Origin of the sequence: Polyangium sp. 6x1, assembly GCF_029946515.1 — a bacterium.
In the GTDB taxonomy this organism is placed as follows: domain Bacteria; phylum Myxococcota_A; class Polyangia; order Polyangiales; family Polyangiaceae; genus Polyangium.
The window spans coordinates 1-16,961 of the sequence record NZ_JARZHH010000126.1; the positions used below are offsets into that span (position 1 = coordinate 1).

At 66.3% G+C, this 16,961-nt stretch carries 17 protein-coding genes and 1 pseudogene; 13 read left to right on the forward strand and 5 right to left on the reverse strand.

The window, feature by feature from the left end:
- Window positions 1-370: 370 nt before the first annotated feature.
- The 13 genes and pseudogenes from QHF85_RS48020 to QHF85_RS48080 all read left to right on the forward strand — a co-directional run bounded on the left by QHF85_RS48020 (window position 371) and on the right by QHF85_RS48080 (window position 12,267).
- Window positions 371-1,318 (forward strand): hypothetical protein, encoded by a 948-nt coding sequence (locus QHF85_RS48020; RefSeq protein WP_281334268.1) that lies wholly within the window; start codon window positions 371-373, stop codon window positions 1,316-1,318.
- A gap of 82 nt (window positions 1,319-1,400) precedes the next feature.
- Window positions 1,401-2,546 carry an AAA family ATPase gene (locus tag QHF85_RS48025; protein WP_281334269.1) on the forward strand — a complete coding sequence of 382 codons (1,146 nt, stop codon included), beginning with the start codon at window positions 1,401-1,403 and terminating at the stop codon, window positions 2,544-2,546.
- Window positions 2,547-2,549: 3 nt separating this feature from the next.
- Window positions 2,550-3,719 (forward strand): VWA domain-containing protein, encoded by a 1,170-nt coding sequence (locus QHF85_RS48030; RefSeq protein ID WP_281334270.1) that lies wholly within the window; start codon window positions 2,550-2,552, stop codon window positions 3,717-3,719.
- Complete coding sequence (locus tag QHF85_RS48035) at window positions 3,716-4,117, forward strand: DUF6573 family protein (RefSeq protein WP_281334271.1); 402 nt, start codon at window positions 3,716-3,718, stop codon at window positions 4,115-4,117. Before QHF85_RS48030 ends, QHF85_RS48035 begins: the two co-directional genes overlap by 4 nt.
- Before the next feature lie 71 nt (window positions 4,118-4,188).
- Complete coding sequence (locus QHF85_RS48040; RefSeq protein WP_281334272.1) at window positions 4,189-4,527, forward strand: hypothetical protein; 339 nt, start codon at window positions 4,189-4,191, stop codon at window positions 4,525-4,527.
- 192 nt (window positions 4,528-4,719) lie between these two features.
- A pseudogene (locus QHF85_RS48045) lies at window positions 4,720-4,998 on the forward strand (magnesium chelatase domain-containing protein); the annotation flags it as partial.
- A gap of 209 nt (window positions 4,999-5,207) precedes the next feature.
- On the forward strand, window positions 5,208-6,143 hold the full coding sequence (locus QHF85_RS48050; protein ID WP_281334273.1) for an ATP-binding protein: 936 nt from the start codon (window positions 5,208-5,210) through the stop codon (window positions 6,141-6,143).
- Complete coding sequence (locus tag QHF85_RS48055) at window positions 6,143-6,466, forward strand: hypothetical protein (protein ID WP_281334274.1); 324 nt, start codon at window positions 6,143-6,145, stop codon at window positions 6,464-6,466. Before QHF85_RS48050 ends, QHF85_RS48055 begins: the two co-directional genes overlap by 1 nt.
- Window positions 6,467-6,600: 134 nt before the next feature.
- On the forward strand, window positions 6,601-7,596 hold the full coding sequence (gene recA / locus QHF85_RS48060) for a recombinase RecA (RefSeq protein WP_281334275.1): 996 nt from the start codon (window positions 6,601-6,603) through the stop codon (window positions 7,594-7,596).
- A gap of 16 nt (window positions 7,597-7,612) precedes the next feature.
- The gene (locus tag QHF85_RS48065; RefSeq protein WP_348652825.1) at window positions 7,613-8,086 is read left to right on the forward strand and encodes a DUF6884 domain-containing protein; all 474 of its coding nucleotides are present in this window, start codon (window positions 7,613-7,615) and stop codon (window positions 8,084-8,086) included.
- 11 nt (window positions 8,087-8,097) lie between these two features.
- Window positions 8,098-9,306 (forward strand): DNA sulfur modification protein DndB, encoded by a 1,209-nt coding sequence (gene dndB, locus QHF85_RS48070; protein WP_281334277.1) that lies wholly within the window; start codon window positions 8,098-8,100, stop codon window positions 9,304-9,306.
- Window positions 9,307-9,443: 137 nt separating this feature from the next.
- Entirely contained in the window at window positions 9,444-10,832 is a 1,389-nt protein-coding gene (locus tag QHF85_RS48075) for a hypothetical protein (protein WP_281334278.1), read from the forward strand.
- On the forward strand, window positions 10,822-12,267 hold the full coding sequence (locus tag QHF85_RS48080; protein ID WP_281334279.1) for a hypothetical protein: 1,446 nt from the start codon (window positions 10,822-10,824) through the stop codon (window positions 12,265-12,267). The genes QHF85_RS48075 and QHF85_RS48080 overlap by 11 nt, the downstream gene beginning before the upstream one ends.
- A 213-nt stretch (window positions 12,268-12,480) precedes the next feature.
- Here the strand turns inward: QHF85_RS48080 and QHF85_RS48085 are convergent, their stop codons facing one another.
- From QHF85_RS48085 to QHF85_RS48105, 5 genes are all read right to left on the reverse strand, one after another.
- Window positions 12,481-13,623, reverse strand: a complete 1,143-nt coding sequence (locus tag QHF85_RS48085; protein ID WP_281334280.1) for a hypothetical protein — start codon at window positions 13,621-13,623, stop codon at window positions 12,481-12,483.
- On the reverse strand, window positions 13,623-14,339 hold the full coding sequence (locus QHF85_RS48090; RefSeq protein WP_281334281.1) for a hypothetical protein: 717 nt from the start codon (window positions 14,337-14,339) through the stop codon (window positions 13,623-13,625). Before QHF85_RS48090 ends, QHF85_RS48085 begins: the two co-directional genes overlap by 1 nt.
- Before the next feature lie 310 nt (window positions 14,340-14,649).
- The gene (locus QHF85_RS48095; protein WP_281334282.1) at window positions 14,650-15,018 is read right to left on the reverse strand and encodes a helix-turn-helix transcriptional regulator; all 369 of its coding nucleotides are present in this window, start codon (window positions 15,016-15,018) and stop codon (window positions 14,650-14,652) included.
- A gap of 8 nt (window positions 15,019-15,026) precedes the next feature.
- On the reverse strand, window positions 15,027-15,599 hold the full coding sequence (locus QHF85_RS48100) for a hypothetical protein (protein ID WP_281334283.1): 573 nt from the start codon (window positions 15,597-15,599) through the stop codon (window positions 15,027-15,029).
- 338 nt (window positions 15,600-15,937) lie between these two features.
- Window positions 15,938-16,408 carry a hypothetical protein gene (locus tag QHF85_RS48105; RefSeq protein ID WP_281334284.1) on the reverse strand — a complete coding sequence of 157 codons (471 nt, stop codon included), beginning with the start codon at window positions 16,406-16,408 and terminating at the stop codon, window positions 15,938-15,940.
- Window positions 16,409-16,961: the final 553 nt, after the last annotated feature.

Below are 16,961 nucleotides of genomic sequence, written 5' to 3' on the forward strand. Positions count from 1 at the left end.
GCACCTCCGCTACCAGAGGTGTCTTCTCCCAGAGTTTGTCCAACATCCCCGTCTCCTCCTCCACCGAGCCCTGGGAGGGGGTCAGTTTTAGTGTCGCCAGGGGGTCAGTTTTACTGACGCTCTACACGTGCCCGCGCGCGACATCGCGTACGGGCTGCACGTGTATCTCACACCGCCCGTGCATCGGGCGAGCGTGCACCGGGCGCAGCGGCCACCGCGGCGTTCGGTATCGCTGGGCGATGGAGTCGTGAACATGACGCTCTTCGCGTAGCGCCTGGCGACAACGTATCACCGTGACGAACCACCGTCTGCGGTGCCCTCTCTTCGGACGGCATGCTGCAAGGCACTGCGTCCTCTCTCCGGACAACCCATGACCAGCAGCGCTGCTTCGGCCCTCTCCCGGTCCCAGCGCCGTGTCGCTGCCGCCGGAGGTCGCCATATCGGCGACATCGTCGGATGGAACACGGAGCGCATCAATGTCTCCCGCGAGGATGCTCGCAAGCTCCTCGAGCCCGAGAAATTCGAGCATCTCATCGTGGACATGGACCCCGCCACGGCGCTCTCCCGCGCCGCCGGCGAGGTCAAGCGACCGGCGAACATCCTCGTCCGGCCGTTCTCTCGCCCGAACGTCGACACGCCCGCGTCGTTCGGGGTTTACCTCCAGAACAAGAACGACGGCGAGAAGGGCGACAGCGTCGTCTGCGGCGCGCGGTGTCGCGTCGATTCGGGTGGCAACCGCATCGTCTCCTTACCGCCCGAAGGAGGCGCCGGGCTCGAGGCCGCTCTCGCGCACGCCGAGAACATCGCCGCGCACGCGAACCACCTCATCATGCATTGCGAGACGCGGGACATCTCGAATGTCCTCGTCGCCATCGTGAAAGCCCTCTCGGGTGTGCCCATCCGCAACCGTGGTGGCCTCTACCTGCTTCCGCCGCCGTCCTGCGGTACGTGGAAGCGCCTCAAACCCGCGCTCGAAGAACTGCGCGTCGAGCCGCTCACCATCGAGATGCACGACGCGCCGGATAACCTCGCCGTCGCGAAGTCCGCGGCGCAGAGCGCGCTCGAGTCCGACATCGCCGAGCTCCTCACGGATCTCGAGAAGGCGAAGACCGACGGCATGCGGCAGGACGCGCTCACGCGGCGTGTGCAGTTCTGCAACGAGCTCGTCGCGAAGGCCGAGCTCTACCGCGGCGTCCTCGCAGGTGTCTCCGACAAGATCACCACGAAGGTGAAGGAGCTCCAGGACAGCTTCCAGCGCCAGCTCTCGGGCGGCGGGAGCAGCAGTGGGCCGTCGTTCTCCATCGCCGTGAACGACTGATTGCACGACAAACCGGCCCCGTCTCGGGTGACACCGGGGCGGGGCGCCGCCGCGGCTTCAACCAGTCGCGGATTTCCACAACATGAAAAAGAACGGTTCCATTGACATGGGCTCCGTCCGCGCGCGGTTCCGTGCCGTGCGTGATGGGCTCAACGCGGCTTTTCGGGAGCGCGAGGACGCGATCGAGTGCATTCTGCTCGCCGCGCTCGCGCAGAGCCACGCGCTGCTCGTCGGGCCTCCGGGCACGGCGAAGAGCGCGCTCTTCTTCGGGTTTCTCGCGTCGTTCCCGGACGCGCGGAAGTTCCAGACGCTCGTCACGAAGTTCGGGACCGAGGACGAGTATTTCGGCCCCGTGAAGCTCTCGGCGCTGAAGAACGACCTCTGGGAGAGGAACCTGGATGGCCGTCTCGCGGCCGTCGAGTGCGCCTTCCTCGACGAGGTCTTCAAGGGCTCGGACAGCGTGGTCAATGCATTCCTGTCCGCGATGAACGAGCGGCTCTACAAGGGACAGCCGATTCCGCTGCGGCTGCTCGTCGGGGCGTCGAACGAGCTGCCCGAGGAGGAGATCCTCGCGGCGATCTACGACCGTTTCCTCCTGCGCGACGTGGTCGAGTACGTGCAGGCGGATGCTACGTGGATGCAGCTCGTGGCCACGCCGCCCGAGTACAAGCCGGCGGCGCAGATTGCCCTCGCGGAGTGGGATGCCGCGTGCAAGGACGTTATGCGCCTCGAATTGCCCCAGCGTGTCGTCGAGGAGCTGCTCCGGCTCCGTACGGCGCTGAAGGCGGATGGCCTCGTCCTCTCGGATCGGCGCTGGATCGCGCTGACGCGTGTCCTGAAAGCCGCGGCGTGGCTCGACGATGCGCCCGCGGTCGAGCTCGATCATCTCTCCGTTCTGAAGTACGGGGTCTGGAACAAGCCCGAGGATCGGGCGCGTGTCGTCGCCGTGCTGCAGACGGTCGATCGTTCGGTCGTCGCGCAGGCGATCGATATCGTGGACGAGGCGCTCCGGGGATACGCGAATCGGCCGACGGAGCCGGCGGCGTACCAGTCCGCATTGCCTCAGTTCGCGGACAAGGTCACGGAGGCGGGCAAGCGCGTGCAGGACATGCTGAAGAACGGCGTGTCGCGCCGCGCTCACGCGCGCATTCAGCCGAAGCTCGACGAGCTGAAGAAGGCCCACGACGCGCTCACGGCCGATCTCTCGAAGCGCTACGCGCTGCCGTAGGCCATGGGCACGTTCTTGCAGGCGAGGCGCTGGCATCTGTGCGTCAAAGAGGCTTCCGTCGAGGACGCGGAGAAGGCCGGCGATCTCTGGAATGCAATCGTGGGGCTCGGGCGAGATCCGCCGACGCGATGCTTTGCGGAGGCCGTGAGGGATACGGTTCCTGCCGAATACATGGCCTTTCTCGCCCTCGACGAGGTCGGCGCGGCCTACGCGTTCGGGCTCTTGTGGAAGGCGGCGAAGCATGTCCCCGAGGGTGCCTCGGCCTTCGAGATGCGGAGCGCCGCGCGCGAAGAGTGGGCGACGTTCGACAAAAAGGCGAAGCAGGTCAAGCACTTGTCGGACGGGTTCGGCTGGGATCTCTCGGCAGCCTGGGCGCAAGTCCGGCAAGTGGACGCTACGGGAGACGACATGGATCGAGTCGAGCGCATCGCTTGGCTGGCAGGTCGCATGTTCGCTTCGCTCCGCGGCGCGCACGCGAGCAAGGTCCACGGGGTCTCGGGCGAGGTGTACTCGGTCGAGCAGGGCAATGACGTCGCCCGGCTTCTGCCGGCAGAGACGGTGCTCCTGACCGATCCGCAGATCGAGATCGTGGCCCTCGAACGAATTGCCTCTCGCCGGGCCGCGCAGTACGCGGTCCGGGGGACGACGAAGAAGTCGAAGGGACCGCTCGTGCTCGCGCTCGATGAATCGGGCAGCATGTCCGGAGTCCGGAACGAGTGGGCGAAGGCCGCTGCGGTGGCGCTCGCCCGCGTCGCCTCGGAGGAGAATCGGCCCGTCGCGGTGGTGCATTACGCGACGTCGACCGTGGTACAAGTCGTGAAGCCGGGCGACAGCGCTGGAGTCGTGAAGATGATCCTTCACTTCCTCAGCGGCGGAACGGCGATCGGCCTGGCCCTCGGTGTGGCCGTGGATCAGGTGAAGGCGCTCGCGCAGAAGGGCCAGCACGGCGCCGACATCATCCTCGTCACAGACGGCATCGACCGGAATGAGGAGGAGCAGAAGAAGTCGGTCGACGCTGCGTCGAGCATCGGCGCGCGGCTCTGGACGGTGGCGATCGAGTGCTCCATCGCGGAGGACTCGCCGCTCCGGAAGAAGGCCGCGCAATACACCGAGCTCAACGACAAGGCGATGACCGAGGGCTCGAGCATCACGCTGCTCGCGGGGGCAACGTGAGCGGCGAAGATGATGATGTCGGTGGAGAGTTTGTCCTGATTGCGGCTTACAGCCGCGCACAGGCACTCGAAGACGGCACGCTCGTCGACGTCACCGAGCTCGCGAAGCAGGCCGGGATCAAGGCGCCGGTGGCGCTGACGCGCTCCGTCTGGGAGAAGTACGTCGAGCTGTCCCCGGCCGCGGAGAAAGCGGGGAACGACAAAACAGGCAGGCTCTGGGACATCCTCTGGATGTTCCGCTGCGCCGCCCTGCAACAGCCGGACGAAGCTGAAATCCGGTACGAGTTGCATGTCGTCACGGACGCGATCGAACCGTCTCTCGTCGAGCTGAAGGCCATGATCGGGCCCGGCGACGACGGCGAGGCGGTCATCACGATCCTCTTGCCCGAAGAGGATTGAGCGACAAACCAACAACAAGAATGCGGCATGCGGTTCGTCCGTGCGCCGCATTCGCTTTTTCAGGGAGATACATGTCGTCCAAGCAGTCGCCCACGAAGAACGCGGAGACCGAGGAGCAGGACCGTGTGGAGGAGTGCATGGCCTCGTTCGCGCTCGCCAGCGACGGGCACGTCTACATCCACGAGGACGAGCTGCCCGCGGACAAACGGCGCGGGCGGAAGGAGTGGCGGGGCGTGCGCCTTACGCGGGCGGAGTCCGAGTTCTTCGCCGAGGAGGTCGAGCTCATCATGCCGAACGTGGCCGTCGCGCTGCGGAGCGCCATCGAGAAGGGCAAGCTCGGCGGGCAGGAGCCGCCCGAGGGCGCCGAGCCGGTGAACCCGGGGACGGGGCCGGAGTCGGGCGTCTTCTGATCGAAATGGGCCCGGGGGCATGTGCCTCCGGGCCCGCTTCTTCCTTTCACAATCAATCGTCCGAAGGGAGTCGATATGGGGAAGCATCCCCAATCGGAGAAGTGCCTCCGGAGCGAGGTGCTTTCCATCTCGCTCACGGGTCTCGTCGCGTCGCTCGTGAGCATCATCGTCACGGTCGAGACGGGCGCGAGCATGTTTCAGCTCGTTGGTCTCGCGGAGATCAGCCTGCGCGAGACCAAGGTTCGCGTCCGCTCCGCGCTCGCCCAGGTCGGCGTGCGCCTCGATGGCTACAACATCAAGGTCAAGTTCTCCCCCGCAGATCTCCGGAATGATGGGTTCTTCGACCTGGCCATCGCAACGGCCGTGATTCTTGCCTTCGAGAAGAAGACGCTGCCGGGCACCGTCGTGCTCGGCGAGCTGTCCCTCTCAGGGGGAGTGCGGCCCGTTCGTGGGGTGCTGCCGGCGCTGCGGGGTGCGGCGAGCAAGGGGATCCAGCATGCGATCGTGCCCCGTGCCAACCTCGCGGAGGCTGCGAGCGCATCGGAGCTCGACGTGCGTGTGGCGGGGAAGCTGGATGCCGTGCAGGACTACCTGTGCGTGGAGCCTGCGAGCTCGAGGGCGCGAGCCTGCCCTTCCGACCGAAGCAGTCTGCGGCGCTCGATCTCGCGGACATGCGCGGGATGGCATCCACGCGGCGAGCTATCGAGATCGCGGCGGCAGGTCGGCACTCGATTCTCTTCATCGGCCCGCCCGGTGCGGGAATCACGATGGCCTCGCGCCGCATTCCCACACTCCTGCCCGCGATGTCCGCGGACGAGGCGCTTGAAGTCACGAGCATCCACTCCGTCGCCGGATTGCTCAATTCGGAGCACGGGCTCGCTACGAACCGGCCGTTTCGGGCACCGCATCATACGGTGACTCCGGCGGGGCTTGTCGGCGGGGGAGAGCCAGTGCGTCCCGGGGAGGTGTCCCTCGCCCACGGCGGGGTTTTGTTCCTCGACGAACTGCCGGAGTTTCGTCGGAGTTCGCTCGCTCTGCTGGAGACAACGCTCGCCCAGGGAGAAGCGGTCATCGTCCGGGGGCAGAACCGCACGGTCTTTCCTGCGCGTCCGCTCCTGGTGCTGGCGACGCACGCGTGCCCTTGCGGGTTCTACGGGGACGCGAAACGGCGGTGCACATGTTCCGTCGAGCAGATCCGGCGTCATCGGGAGCGGGTGCAAGGGCCGCTGTTCGAGCGGGTCGACATGCAGATCGTAGTGCCGCCTGTCGACGTCGCGCAGCTCGGGGGCAAGGCGAAGGGCGAGAACAGCGAGACGGTGCGGAACCGGGTCGTTGCAGCACGAACCATCCAGCATGCACGGGCGGCGCGGCAGAAGGTCGCCTCCTCGCTCAACACCACGTTGAACGACCGCGACCTCGAGCGAGTTGCCGCGCCTGATGCACAGGGGAAGCGGACCCTGGAGCAGGCCGTCGAGCGGCTCGGGCTGTCGGCCAGCCTCCGGACCAAGGTGCTCCGTGTGGCCCGAACGATCGCTGACCTCGACGGGAGCGAGGTCGTCCGCGTGCCCCACGTGGCCGAGGCCGTTCTCCTCGCTCCTGTCTTCGGGCGCGGCTGATGACCGACACCCAAGAGCCGGAGGAGGCCGACGAGGGACCTCCGACCGAACCGGGCATGAAGGCGAGGCCGACCATCCCCTCGGAGGATCGCTGGCACATCGCCTCGTGCTCGGAAGGCAGAGCGATCATCCGTGATCAGAACGGACTGTTCGTCGCGGAGGTCATCGCGGCGGATGCCGAGCTCATCGCGGCGGCCCCCGAGCTCCTCGACCTCGTGAACGACTTCCTGGATGACCTGCGTCGCGATCATCGTATTCCCGAGGCACTCGCGCTCCTCGAGCGGCTGACCACGCACGCGAGCCGCGAGCGAAAGCAGGAATAACAACCACGGCGCTGCCTCCGGGCATCGCACGAATAAGCACCCGAGCCCAGATGTGCCGCGAATGGCGGCTCCTGGGAGCTTTGACGTGCGCACCTTCTCGGGGAGGTGCGCTTTTCTTTTGTGGACCAACGACCATGCAGCAGAACAACGGCGCCCTGCGCGGCGCCCTGCAGGCCATCGAGAAACAGTACGGCAAGGGGGCCATCATGAGCCTCGGGGACGACAATCCGGATCGCGGCGTGCGGGTCTTGCCCACGGGCTCGCTCGCGCTCGATGCCGCCCTCGGAATCGGAGGATATCCGCGCGGCAGGATCGTGGAGATCTACGGGCCCGAGTCGTCGGGCAAGACCACGCTCACCCTGCACGCGCTCTACGAGGCGCAGAAGGCGAAGGGCATCGCCGCGTTCATCGACGCCGAGCACGCGTTCGACCCGAACTACGCACGCAACATCGGCGTCGACGTCAACCGCCTGCTCGTCTCGCAGCCGGACAACGGCGAGCAGGCGCTCGAGATCGTCGAGACGCTGACCCGCTCCGGCGCGGTCGACGTCATCGTCATCGACTCGGTCGCGGCTTTGACACCGAAGGCCGAAATCGAGGGCGATATGGGCGACGCGCACATGGGCCTCCAGGCGCGGCTCATGAGCCAGGCCCTGCGCAAGCTCACGGCCATCGCGTACCGGACCGAGACGCTGCTCATCTTCATCAACCAACTCCGGCACAAGATCGGCGTCGTCTTCGGCAGCCCCGAGACGACCACGGGAGGCAATGCGCTCAAGTTCTACGCGAGCGTGCGCCTGGACGTCCGCCGCGTGGGGCCCCTGAAGCTCGGGGACCAGGTGGTCGGCGCGAAGACGCGCGTGAAGGTCGTGAAGAACAAGTGCGCGCCTCCGTTCCGGGAGGCCGAGTTCGACATTCGCTGGGGGCTCGGAATCGACGCGGCCGGTGATCTCATCGACGTCGGTCTCTCGCTCGGCGTACTCAAGCAGAGCGGGGCATACATCTCGTTCAACGGCGAATCGCTTGGGCAGGGAAGGGAGCGCGCCAGAGAGGCGCTCAAGGGGCCCATCGGCGCGGCAATACGGGCCGCAGTCGAGGCGGCGAAGGATACGCGCGTAGCCGCCGAGTAGGAGCGAGGTCGCACGGATGTTCACCGAGAAACAGCCGGGTGCCCCACGGGTCGCACTCGTGGGGTGCTCAGCGTTGAAGAGCAAGAAGCCTGCGCCGGCCAAGGAGTTCTACACGTCGGCGCTGTTTCGAGCGGCCTACGAATATGCCGAGAAGACGTGTGACGCTGTGATCATCGTCTCCGCCTTCTACGGCGCGGTCGCTCCGAAGACCGTGCTTCGGCCGTACGACCGAAACCTGCGGAAACTCCGCAAGAGCGAGCGCGAAGATTGGGGCGCGCGGACGGTCGGTGAAGTGTTGCCGTCGTTCAGCGTGCCTCCGCAGCTCGTGATCCTGGCCGGGAAGGTCTATGCCGATGCGCTCGTGCATGGGGCGCATTGGCATAACATTCCGAGGCCGGAGCAGCCGTTGCGTGGGATTCGGGGATGCGGGGCACGGGTGGCGTGGCTGAAGGCGCATACGCCGGAAGGTTCGAAACCAAAACGATCGTGACGAGATTCTGAATGACCAAGGCGAAGAATATCAGGGCCAAGAAGAATGCGGTCGGCGAGCCCGCCGCGCCGATAGCGACCGACACTGCGTCGGAGTGGACGTTCCCGGCGATCCGGGGCGTGCAGGCCGGTGGCGAGTATTACTCGATCATGGTGCGGCTCCGGGATATCTCCAAGCTGTTCGCCCCTGTCGATGCGAAGCTGCCGCCCGAGCTTCGGGCGCAGCGGGTCTTGAGCAGGACGCGCGTGCCGAAGATCGCCGACTACATCACCAGCAATGCGACGAGCTACACGCTGCCGGCCCTGGTCGGCGCCGTCGACGGTCTGCCTCGATTCGAGCCGGCCCATGATAAGAGCCTCATGGGCACGCTCTACATCCGGCGGGACATGACGGTCGCTATCCTGGATGGACAGCATCGGCGCGCGGCGGTCGCGATGGCCCTTTCACAGGAGTACGTGCGAAAGCGACGGGGATCGCTCGGGGACGAAAGCCTGTGCGTGACGTTGTTCGTCGACGCGGGGCTCGAGAAGGCGCAGCAGAGGTTCGCGGACTTGAACCGCTTCGCGGTCCGGCCGAACAACTCCCTGGGGTTGCTGTACGACCATCGCGACGAGCTGGCGAAGCTCACGCGCGCGGTCGTTCGCGACGTCCTCCTCTTCCACCAGCTCACCGATGGGGAGAAGACTTCGGTGTCGGGCGGGTCGAACAAGCTCTTCGCGCTTGCGAGCATCCACGCGGCCACGAGGGCGCTGCTTGCGGGCTTCAGCGGGAGCTTCGAGACCGCGAGGCAGATCGCCGTCGAGTTCTGGACCGAGCTGACACGCGTGATGCCGGACTGGCACGAGGTCGGCCTCGGCAAGATCCGCGCGTCTGCGCTGCGAGATCGATGCGTTCACGCGCATGCGGTCGTGCTCGAGGCCCTCGGTCGCGTCGGCAACGCCCTGCTGCGGGAGCGGCGCGAGGACTGGAAGAGCGTGCTGACGGGGCTCAGGACGCTCGACTGGTCGCGCGCCCATCGGCGGTGGGAGGGGCGCGCGGTCGTGAACGGCAGGGTCTTGAAGAACGCAGCGAGCGTCATCCTCACGGCGAACCTGATCAAGCATCACCTGGGGCTCGAGCTCTCCATCGAAGAGCGGCGGTACGAGCCGGCGCAGGTCGGCGAGGACGACGGACCGGGGGACGAGGCTCTGCGGGCCGTCCCCGGGGCAACGGCGGCCTGATCGCAGAAGACAGGGGCGGTGCAGCTCGATGGCTGCACCGTCCGCTTTTTTAGCCCCCTGCCGGTCCTGAGAGTGTCCAGCAGGCCGCCTGGATCGCGCCTTGAGCGCCAATGGCAAACCCGAGTAACATCGTGACCATGGTCACGGCTCCTCTCCACAACAGCCCGTTCGCCGCGCTTGTCCGCCACTTCGCGCTCTCCCTCGCTGGCGGGCAGGCCCTCTACGTTGCCCCTGGGATCCCCGAGAAGAAGTTCAGCGGGGCGCTCAATAGCTACGCGGAGGGAGTTCGTCGTGAGACGGTGCTCGCGCTCTGCGACGCGACGAGGCTCGGAAGCGCGTCGGAGGGGTTCCTGATCACGACTTCCGCGCTCTACCTGCACCCGCGGAACGATTCCCCGCGCAGCGTCCGGTTTATCGATATTACCGAGGCATCACAGGTGCCCCTGACGACAGCGAAAGGGGGGTATACGGGCCAGTGGGGCCTGCGCATCCAGACGCGGGACAAGGCCATCGACATCGTGCCCGAGGAGATGCCGCTCGATGCGCTCCAGGCGTTTCTCGCGGCGGTGCACGGCGCGGTCCAGCAAGGGATCGTCGATAGCACGGACCGGTTCATCATCGTCGAGGACCTGCCCGACGTGGTGAAGCTCGACTACGTCATGTCAATCGTCCTGCTCGCCTTACAAAACGACGGGAAGATCGACCCGGTCGAGATGCAAGAGATTCAGCTCCTGATGAGCCGACTGCGGTTCTCGCCGGCCCTGCGCGCGAACGTGCGCGCGTTCATGAGTGCACCGACGACCCCCATCGAGCAGGTCCTCGATCGGCTGAGCGCCGGCGTTCCGCGCGGGACCGAGCATGCGATCCATCTGTCGCTGCTGAAGGACGTGATCCAGGTGTTCCGCCGAACGCGGCCCGGCAGCGATCTATACGCGGACCCGTTCGTGCGGTTCCTTTCGCAGCGGTTCCAAGTTACGCGGGATCAAGCGACGATCATCGTCGATGCGTGCAAGCTCGACGAGGACTTGCTGGCCGGCAAGGTGGCGGACGAGGTGATCATGGCGCGAGCGAAGGATCTCGCGGCGAGGGGCGCGGCGGTGGGCGTTCCTTTGGCGGCGGTGTACCTGAGCGGAAGCGTCGTGGGGCTCAGCGCGGCGGGTATCACCTCGGGGCTTGCGGCACTCGGGCTTGGCGGAATTCTTGGGCTCTCGGCGATGGTCACCGGGATCGGGGTCGTCGTTCTGCTCGGCGTCGGTGTTTACAAGAGCGTGCAATACCTGACGAACCGAGGCGAAGATGCGCGAAAGGCCCGGCGAGAGGCGCTGGTTCAGGAAGTCCTCCGCATGCACCAGACAGCCATCAACGACCTGATCGAGGACGTGAATGAAATCTCGTCCGAGCTCGTGGACCTCCAGCGCCAGGCCGAGATTGACAGGGTGAGACTGGGCAAGCTCGCCGCGGAATTGAGCCTGTTCGCGCGCGCGATGAAGGGCCTCCGCGACAAGGGAGAGCTCGGTGCGACCTGACGAGGACGAGCAAAAGGTTCAGGTCCAGCATCATCTGCTCGACGCGTTGAAGCACCGAACCACGGCCTTGCGGGAGGTGCTGCAGGATGTCCGCGAGACTCGTGCTGAGGTCGGCTCGGGACTCGACGACGCCGAGGCCACGCTCGCGGGGTTGAAGGCAATGGTGCCGGAGGAGGCTCTTGAGCAGGTGGCGCGCGAGGTGGACCCGGCAGAGGAGGTGCTGCCCGAGCTCACCGATGACGAGTTACGTGCGATCGAGGTCAAATTACCGCGGTTCGATCCGCTCGAGGCCATCCCGATGGCCAGCGTCGAGCAGTGGAACGCTGCTGTTGACGCGTATCGCAGCCGATACGGGCTCGATCTTGTCCCGGCCCCTCTGGAGGGGCTGCTGCCGCCGGAGCGAGAACGCGCGTTGCTCGACGAGCTCGATCGCCGCTTCGGCCGTGTGTCGTGGTCGCGGTGGGACTACGCGGGGGTGGCGCTTGCTGCGGCCCTCGCGATTGCGGTGGATTTCGTGCTCGTGGCGATCCCGAAGGACATGAAGTTCCTTGGGCGCGATTACCTCGGGAGCCCCGTGACGAAGCACCTCTCGTCGCTCGCGGCGCGCATTGATGCGGGTGGGGATGCGAACCCGTTCCTGCGGTGGCTCGGGCAGATCGCGAAGAGCGCGGAGGACTGGGCCAAGGTTCCGTACGACATTGCCCGCAATAACCCTGCGGACGGAGTCGTGGTGGATGGCCTTCGACCTAAGATGCATCGATTGATGTCGCCTGGGCATGATCCGCTGCTCGGGGTGATCTTCGGCGTCGTCGACCAGCTGCGCGGACACTGCACGCTGATCGATCGAGCCGGAACGATCCGTGTGCTCGAACGCGCCTCGCCGGGGTCGTCCGTCATCCTCGCGATCGCCAAGGTGCTCGCGCACCTGCTGTCCGACGTGTGGACGCCCGCGGGGCTCCCGCCGCCGATGTTCGCGGTACTGCAACTCTTCACGGCAAAAAGCCCGTTCGTGTTGACCAAGGGTGGCGCGCGGGTGACGATCGGTGATGCCGCACGATGGATGTACGGGAACGGTTTCACCCTGGGACACTTCGCGACGAGCAGCATCGTTCCGCTGGTGGCCGAGGCAATCGTACAGGCGTGGGTTGTCTTATCGCATCTCCACGAACGCAAAGAGGCGGGAGAACTGGCGCCGGCATTGCGCCGGAAGCGCGCGGAGATGGTGCTCGCGGTGCACGGGATGGTTTGTGCAGGCAACGTCGCGAAGATCGCCTGTCTCCGCATGAATCCGCTCGCGCTCAACTGGAGCGAGTGGGGCGCGCTCGCGGTGCGTGCGTTCGGTGCGATGCGCGCCGTGTATACCGCCGAGGTCGAGCGCGAGCAATGGCTCGAGGAGCGGTGGCGGGCCCTCCTGCACGTCGAGAGACCGACGTAGCAAAGCACGAGCGGTACCACGATGGCCCATGAAACGCGCTGGACATCCGGAGCGTGGTCATGTCCCCCGGAGGGGCGTGATACCCTGCGGATCCCAGGCGCGCCGAGGAACGCTCGTCGTGCGAGGGCAGGGAGGCGAGGAAAAGTCGTCGCGCGAGGGCAGGGAGCCGAAGAAAAGTCGTCGCGCGGGGACAGGGAGGCGAAGGACCAAGCTCTACAGGCCGGCCTTCGAGATCCGATCCATGAGCGTTGCCTTGCGCGCATGCCGGCTCCGAAAAGACTTCAGCAACGTGTCGAAGTCCCCCGCTCCCGATCTTGCGGCGAGATCGCGGAGGTCAATCAGAACCTCCACCGCTGCAACGTAGTTCTTGGACTGCTTGGCCGCGACGAGCGCCTCGACATCCACCCAGAGCTGCTTCTCCTTGCCCACCAGCGCGTCCAGATGCTTCGCCCGCTCGCGCGCCGCTTTTCGCTGCCGCCGGTCCGCCTCGGCTGCCGCTTCTCGTTCGGCGTTCTGCTTTCGCTCCATGGCGTGACTCTCGGCGATACGGCGAATCTCGCCGATGGTTCGTCGTTGCGGCGCCGCCAGACTCGCCTTCGCCGGATCGTGGTCCTGCACGAACCGACGATGAAGCTCCGCCGACACGGACAGCGTGTCCTCGGCGAACAAGCGGGCGAGCCACGTGTCCTTCTCGGCCGGCGGTAGCGTCGCGAGCCACGCCCTCAGCTCTTTTCGGCCGGGCGATAGGGTCGACATCTGCGCGCTCGTCTCCGCGGCGGCACGAAGCAGATCCGGGTCGATACGCAGGAACTCGACCAACGCATCGAGCGACGCGCTGAGCCGCCCAAGCCCCGGCGGCACGGGCGGCTCCAGCTCCTCATCGTCGAATTCATCGGCTTGCACAGCGAGCAACCAGCCGAGGTAGAGAGCCCTACGATCGCCGCGGGCGAGCTCCGCGCGAAGTGCGATCAGAGGAGATAGAATGCCCTCACCGGAGTCCCAATCTTCTCCCTCGTCGTCCTCCGAGGCGAAGGTGAGGACGACCTGGTCTTTGTTCTTCCGCGCCGTCAGGCTGTTTCTCGAGCAATACGGGCGCACATCGGCGAGGTCGAGGAACTTCGAAGGCAGGCGCATTTTGAACACGTGCGTGCCCCAGTTCGCGAGATACAGGAACGCGTCGAAGTAGCGGAACATCCACGCGTCTTCGTCGCCTTTGAAGTTCCCCCACTCATAATGGTTGACGAAGCTCGTCGGGGTGATGCGGGCACGCGTCGAGTATGAACGGAGCTCGGCCATCTCCTTTTCGGTGAGAGACCTGTCGATAGCCTGAAATTCATAATACTGATACTCACTCATTACAGTCGCCCCTGCGATGCTTCGATCCAGCGCGGTGTGGGAACCAAGAGTGGCGCCGGCCGCCCCCACGGGATGGGCAACGGGGCCGCCGCGCAGCACGCGAGATGCAGCGTCATCCCCTCGTGACCAACTACGGACGCCTGCGTGGCCGGGCTCTCCACGCCATCCGTCGCCTGCCACGCGCGTAGCGTGAGCAGGCCCGTGCGATACGCACCGCGAAGCCGAGCCTTGAATGCCGAGAGGCCGAGCCCCGTCGCCTCACCGCGGTCATCGAGCTCCCGGAACAGCTCCACGACGAGCGCGTCGTGCGAGCCTTCATTGACCACGGTCTGCACGCGGGCGGCGAAAGCGTCGAGCGGCAGCGTGAGCAAGCGGGGGCGCCCTTCACGGCGCTTTTCATCCTCGTGGACCTCGCGCGCGAAGTCTTTTGCGGCGGCGTATGCCTTGGGAGAGAGCGCCTCGACGACGTCGTCGAGCGCGGCGAACATGTTCCGACGCGACCATCGCTGCACGAGATGAAACGTGATTCGTCGGGAATGAACCGCCGATGCGGCGACCACCAAGGGGTTCACGTCCTCGGCGCGCTGGCACGTGGCGAGTTCGAGGAGCCCGCGGTTGTACGCTTGGAGCAGCCGCGCCTTGAACGAAGAAAGCGTCGGGCAGGAGGGGACCTCGTCACGCTCGCGGAGCAGGCGGAAGAGCGGTGCGATGAACACGCCATCGTCATGTACCCCTTCGGTCACGCTGCGAGCCGCTGACTCCACGCCCGAGGCGAAGGCGCGAAGGGATGCGTTCACGAGCCCAGGTGCACGCCGACGCTCAGCTTCGAGTTTGGCACGGGCGAAGAGCAGGACCGCGGCGGCACCGTCTCGCGAGAGAACGCTGAACACGTCCGGCCCCGATCGGAGCCGCCTTCGCGAGGCCGGAGGCGAGGGCTCGAACGGCGCGGGAGGCGGACGCACGGAGGACATCGCGACCCTGGATCGCATGTTCCGCGCCAAACCGCAAGAGGGGACAAACCTTTCGCTACGGACCGTGGCTCCCGCGCGGACGAGGCTTCTTCAGGGGCAGGCTCTTGGAGGCGGACACCCGCTCGTACATCCGCGCGAGTTTGTCGGCGCTCATGTGGCCGATCCGTTCGACGACCGCCTCGAGTTCGCTCTCCTCGGGAAGCAGCACCAGGAACATCGGCGTCAAGCCGAGCGCGCGAGCGATGCGATCGACGGTGCCTACGGTGAGCACGACGTGCCCGCGCTCGATGAGTGAAAGGTGGCTCACGACGATGCCAGTCTTCTTCCTGAGCTGCTCGAGCGACATCCCTCGCGCGAGGCGGAGATCTCGGATCCGTGCACCGAGCTTGGCGACAAACGGGTGTAGATCCTCGCGGCGAGACACGCTCGTTCTCATCTCGCTGGCGTGGGAGCAGCGCAGAAGTAGAGCAAACCGCGCTTCGAGTCGTGGATACCCGCCTGCCGCTCGATGAACGGGGTGAGGGGCGAGACGGCGACGAGCTTGATGCTGCCCTCGCGCTCTGCTCGTAGGAGAGCCGCCTCGAGCGCGGCGCGAGGAACTACGACGAGCGCCCTACGGAGGATCGGCAGCGGCACGCCCTGCGTGTTCTTGTAGGCCGGATGAAGCCGGCTCATCGCAGCGAGGAGTTCGCTCATGACCGCCGGATCTGGGCCTGCGTCACGCGCGGCGAGGGTGCGCTGCGCGAACAGCAGGACGTCGGCGAGCTCGGGGATGCGGAGTTGCCGGAGGACGTCGTTCACCTCCTCGATGGGCGTGCGATGACGCCGTGGAGGCTCTTTCGGCTCTGCCACCGATGTCGACGGCCTGATGGTCGTTCGGCGGCCCGTGGAGCTCGGCGCGGGCTGCGCGTCCCCGCAGCCCAGCGTGCGCGCGAAGGGCCGCTCTACGCTGACGTTGCCCGCCACATCGCGGGCGTGGTCGTGTTGTTCGTTTTCGTTGGCCATGTACCCTCCGAGCACACGGGTGCCGTCGCCGGCACGGTGATGATCGCCCGGAGGCGGGCGCGGAACCTGGGCTAGCCAATGCGAGCTGTATCCCGCGACCTCGTTCGAGCGAACATCACCATCCCCAGGCGACCGCGGTGGTATGCCTCGACGAACGCACCCCAATGCGCGCTCTGCACCGCGGCCGTCTGCGGATGATGATGAATCGCAAGGACAAACGCATCCCGCATGCCGGCGATCATGGCCGGACACAGAAGCCGCATGTCCCTTACTTTCTAAACACGAGCCGACATGACGACCCGTCCAAGGAAAATGCACGCCGCCGTGCAAGAGGCTGGTCAGGGCGTGGTGCCGCTCTTCTGTTCGTTCTGCCGCAGGCCCTCGAGCGCCGCGGCGATGTATTTGTTCCGGACCGCAGCGTGATGACTGTCCCGATAGTCCCGTTCATGCTGTCGCAGCGTGGAGAGCGCCTCGGCGAACTGCCCGCGCGAGAGCATCTCCCGGGCTTGTTCGAGGTTTGTCGTCTCCGGGTCGTTGACGGGCACGGGGGCGGTAGGGGGCCGCGAGGGCGAGACGACAACCACGGTGGGGCTCGGTCCGGGAGTGGCAGGGGGCGCGACGACAGAAGAGCTCTCCCCACGTCCGCTCTCGTCGATCACGACGGACAGCACCATCGGCACAGCATGCCGCGCAGCAGGCGAGTCCCCGTGGGGCCAGAGCGCGACCGCGCCACCCCCACCCAGGGCGCCGAGACCGACCAGGAAGAGCGGGGGCTTGATGAACGGTATCCGTCCGGCAACCCGCATCATGGCGCTCTTCCGGACTGCTGCGTAACGTATCCCCTCGATGCGGCGGCATGACGAGTTCGTCGAGGTTGAAGGCGCGGAGGAGGCAACGGCCTCGAAGACCGCGAAGAAGCGTGGCTCTTCGCGCGGTCGGGGTGCGAGTGAGAACCGCGCCGACGCGTCGGTGTCCGACGTTCGGCCCGGCCGCGGTGAGCGTTCGTCGCGGTGTCGCCGCCTTACCGGACCGGCCGAGCAGGGTGGGAAGGCAATGGCGATGCCTGCCGAGCCGTCGACAAGCGCACGGAATGTGCGTTTCCGCCGAACCCGCGCCGAGCAAGGCGTGTCCCCGAAGGCCGGCTCCGATGGCGCTCGTCCGCCGTCAGGGCGAGGGCAGCGGCGGACGCGGGACGCGGCTCCAGATGCTCCGGCCCCGCCGCTCACTAGTGTCCTGAGTTAGAAATACGTTCACAAGCAGCCGCTACCCGTTCGAGGATCTCATCCGCCGACTTGGTCCACACGAAGGCCTTGCCGGCGGTGTTGTGGGCCTCGATGTGGGCGACGATGGCCTCTTCGAGCT

What these genes read in the sequence shown, in the direction of transcription:
- QHF85_RS48020 (WP_281334268.1), top strand. Translation starts at nt 371, where the DNA reads ATGACCAGCAGCGCTGCTTCGGCCCTCTCCCGGTCCCAGCGCCGTGTC.
- QHF85_RS48025 (WP_281334269.1), top strand. Translation starts at nt 1,401, where the DNA reads ATGAAAAAGAACGGTTCCATTGACATGGGCTCCGTCCGCGCGCGGTTC.
- QHF85_RS48030 (WP_281334270.1), top strand. Translation starts at nt 2,550, where the DNA reads ATGGGCACGTTCTTGCAGGCGAGGCGCTGGCATCTGTGCGTCAAAGAG.
- QHF85_RS48040 (WP_281334272.1), top strand. Translation starts at nt 4,189, where the DNA reads ATGTCGTCCAAGCAGTCGCCCACGAAGAACGCGGAGACCGAGGAGCAG.
- QHF85_RS48050 (WP_281334273.1), top strand. Translation starts at nt 5,208, where the DNA reads ATGGCATCCACGCGGCGAGCTATCGAGATCGCGGCGGCAGGTCGGCAC.
- QHF85_RS48055 (WP_281334274.1), top strand. Translation starts at nt 6,143, where the DNA reads ATGACCGACACCCAAGAGCCGGAGGAGGCCGACGAGGGACCTCCGACC.
- recA (WP_281334275.1), top strand. Translation starts at nt 6,601, where the DNA reads ATGCAGCAGAACAACGGCGCCCTGCGCGGCGCCCTGCAGGCCATCGAG.
- QHF85_RS48065 (WP_348652825.1), top strand. Translation starts at nt 7,613, where the DNA reads ATGTTCACCGAGAAACAGCCGGGTGCCCCACGGGTCGCACTCGTGGGG.
- dndB (WP_281334277.1), top strand. Translation starts at nt 8,098, where the DNA reads ATGACCAAGGCGAAGAATATCAGGGCCAAGAAGAATGCGGTCGGCGAG.
- QHF85_RS48075 (WP_281334278.1), top strand. Translation starts at nt 9,444, where the DNA reads ATGGTCACGGCTCCTCTCCACAACAGCCCGTTCGCCGCGCTTGTCCGC.
- QHF85_RS48085 (WP_281334280.1), bottom strand. Translation starts at nt 13,623, where the DNA reads ATGAGTGAGTATCAGTATTATGAATTTCAGGCTATCGACAGGTCTCTC.
- QHF85_RS48100 (WP_281334283.1), bottom strand. Translation starts at nt 15,599, where the DNA reads ATGGCCAACGAAAACGAACAACACGACCACGCCCGCGATGTGGCGGGC.
- QHF85_RS48105 (WP_281334284.1), bottom strand. Translation starts at nt 16,408, where the DNA reads ATGATGCGGGTTGCCGGACGGATACCGTTCATCAAGCCCCCGCTCTTC.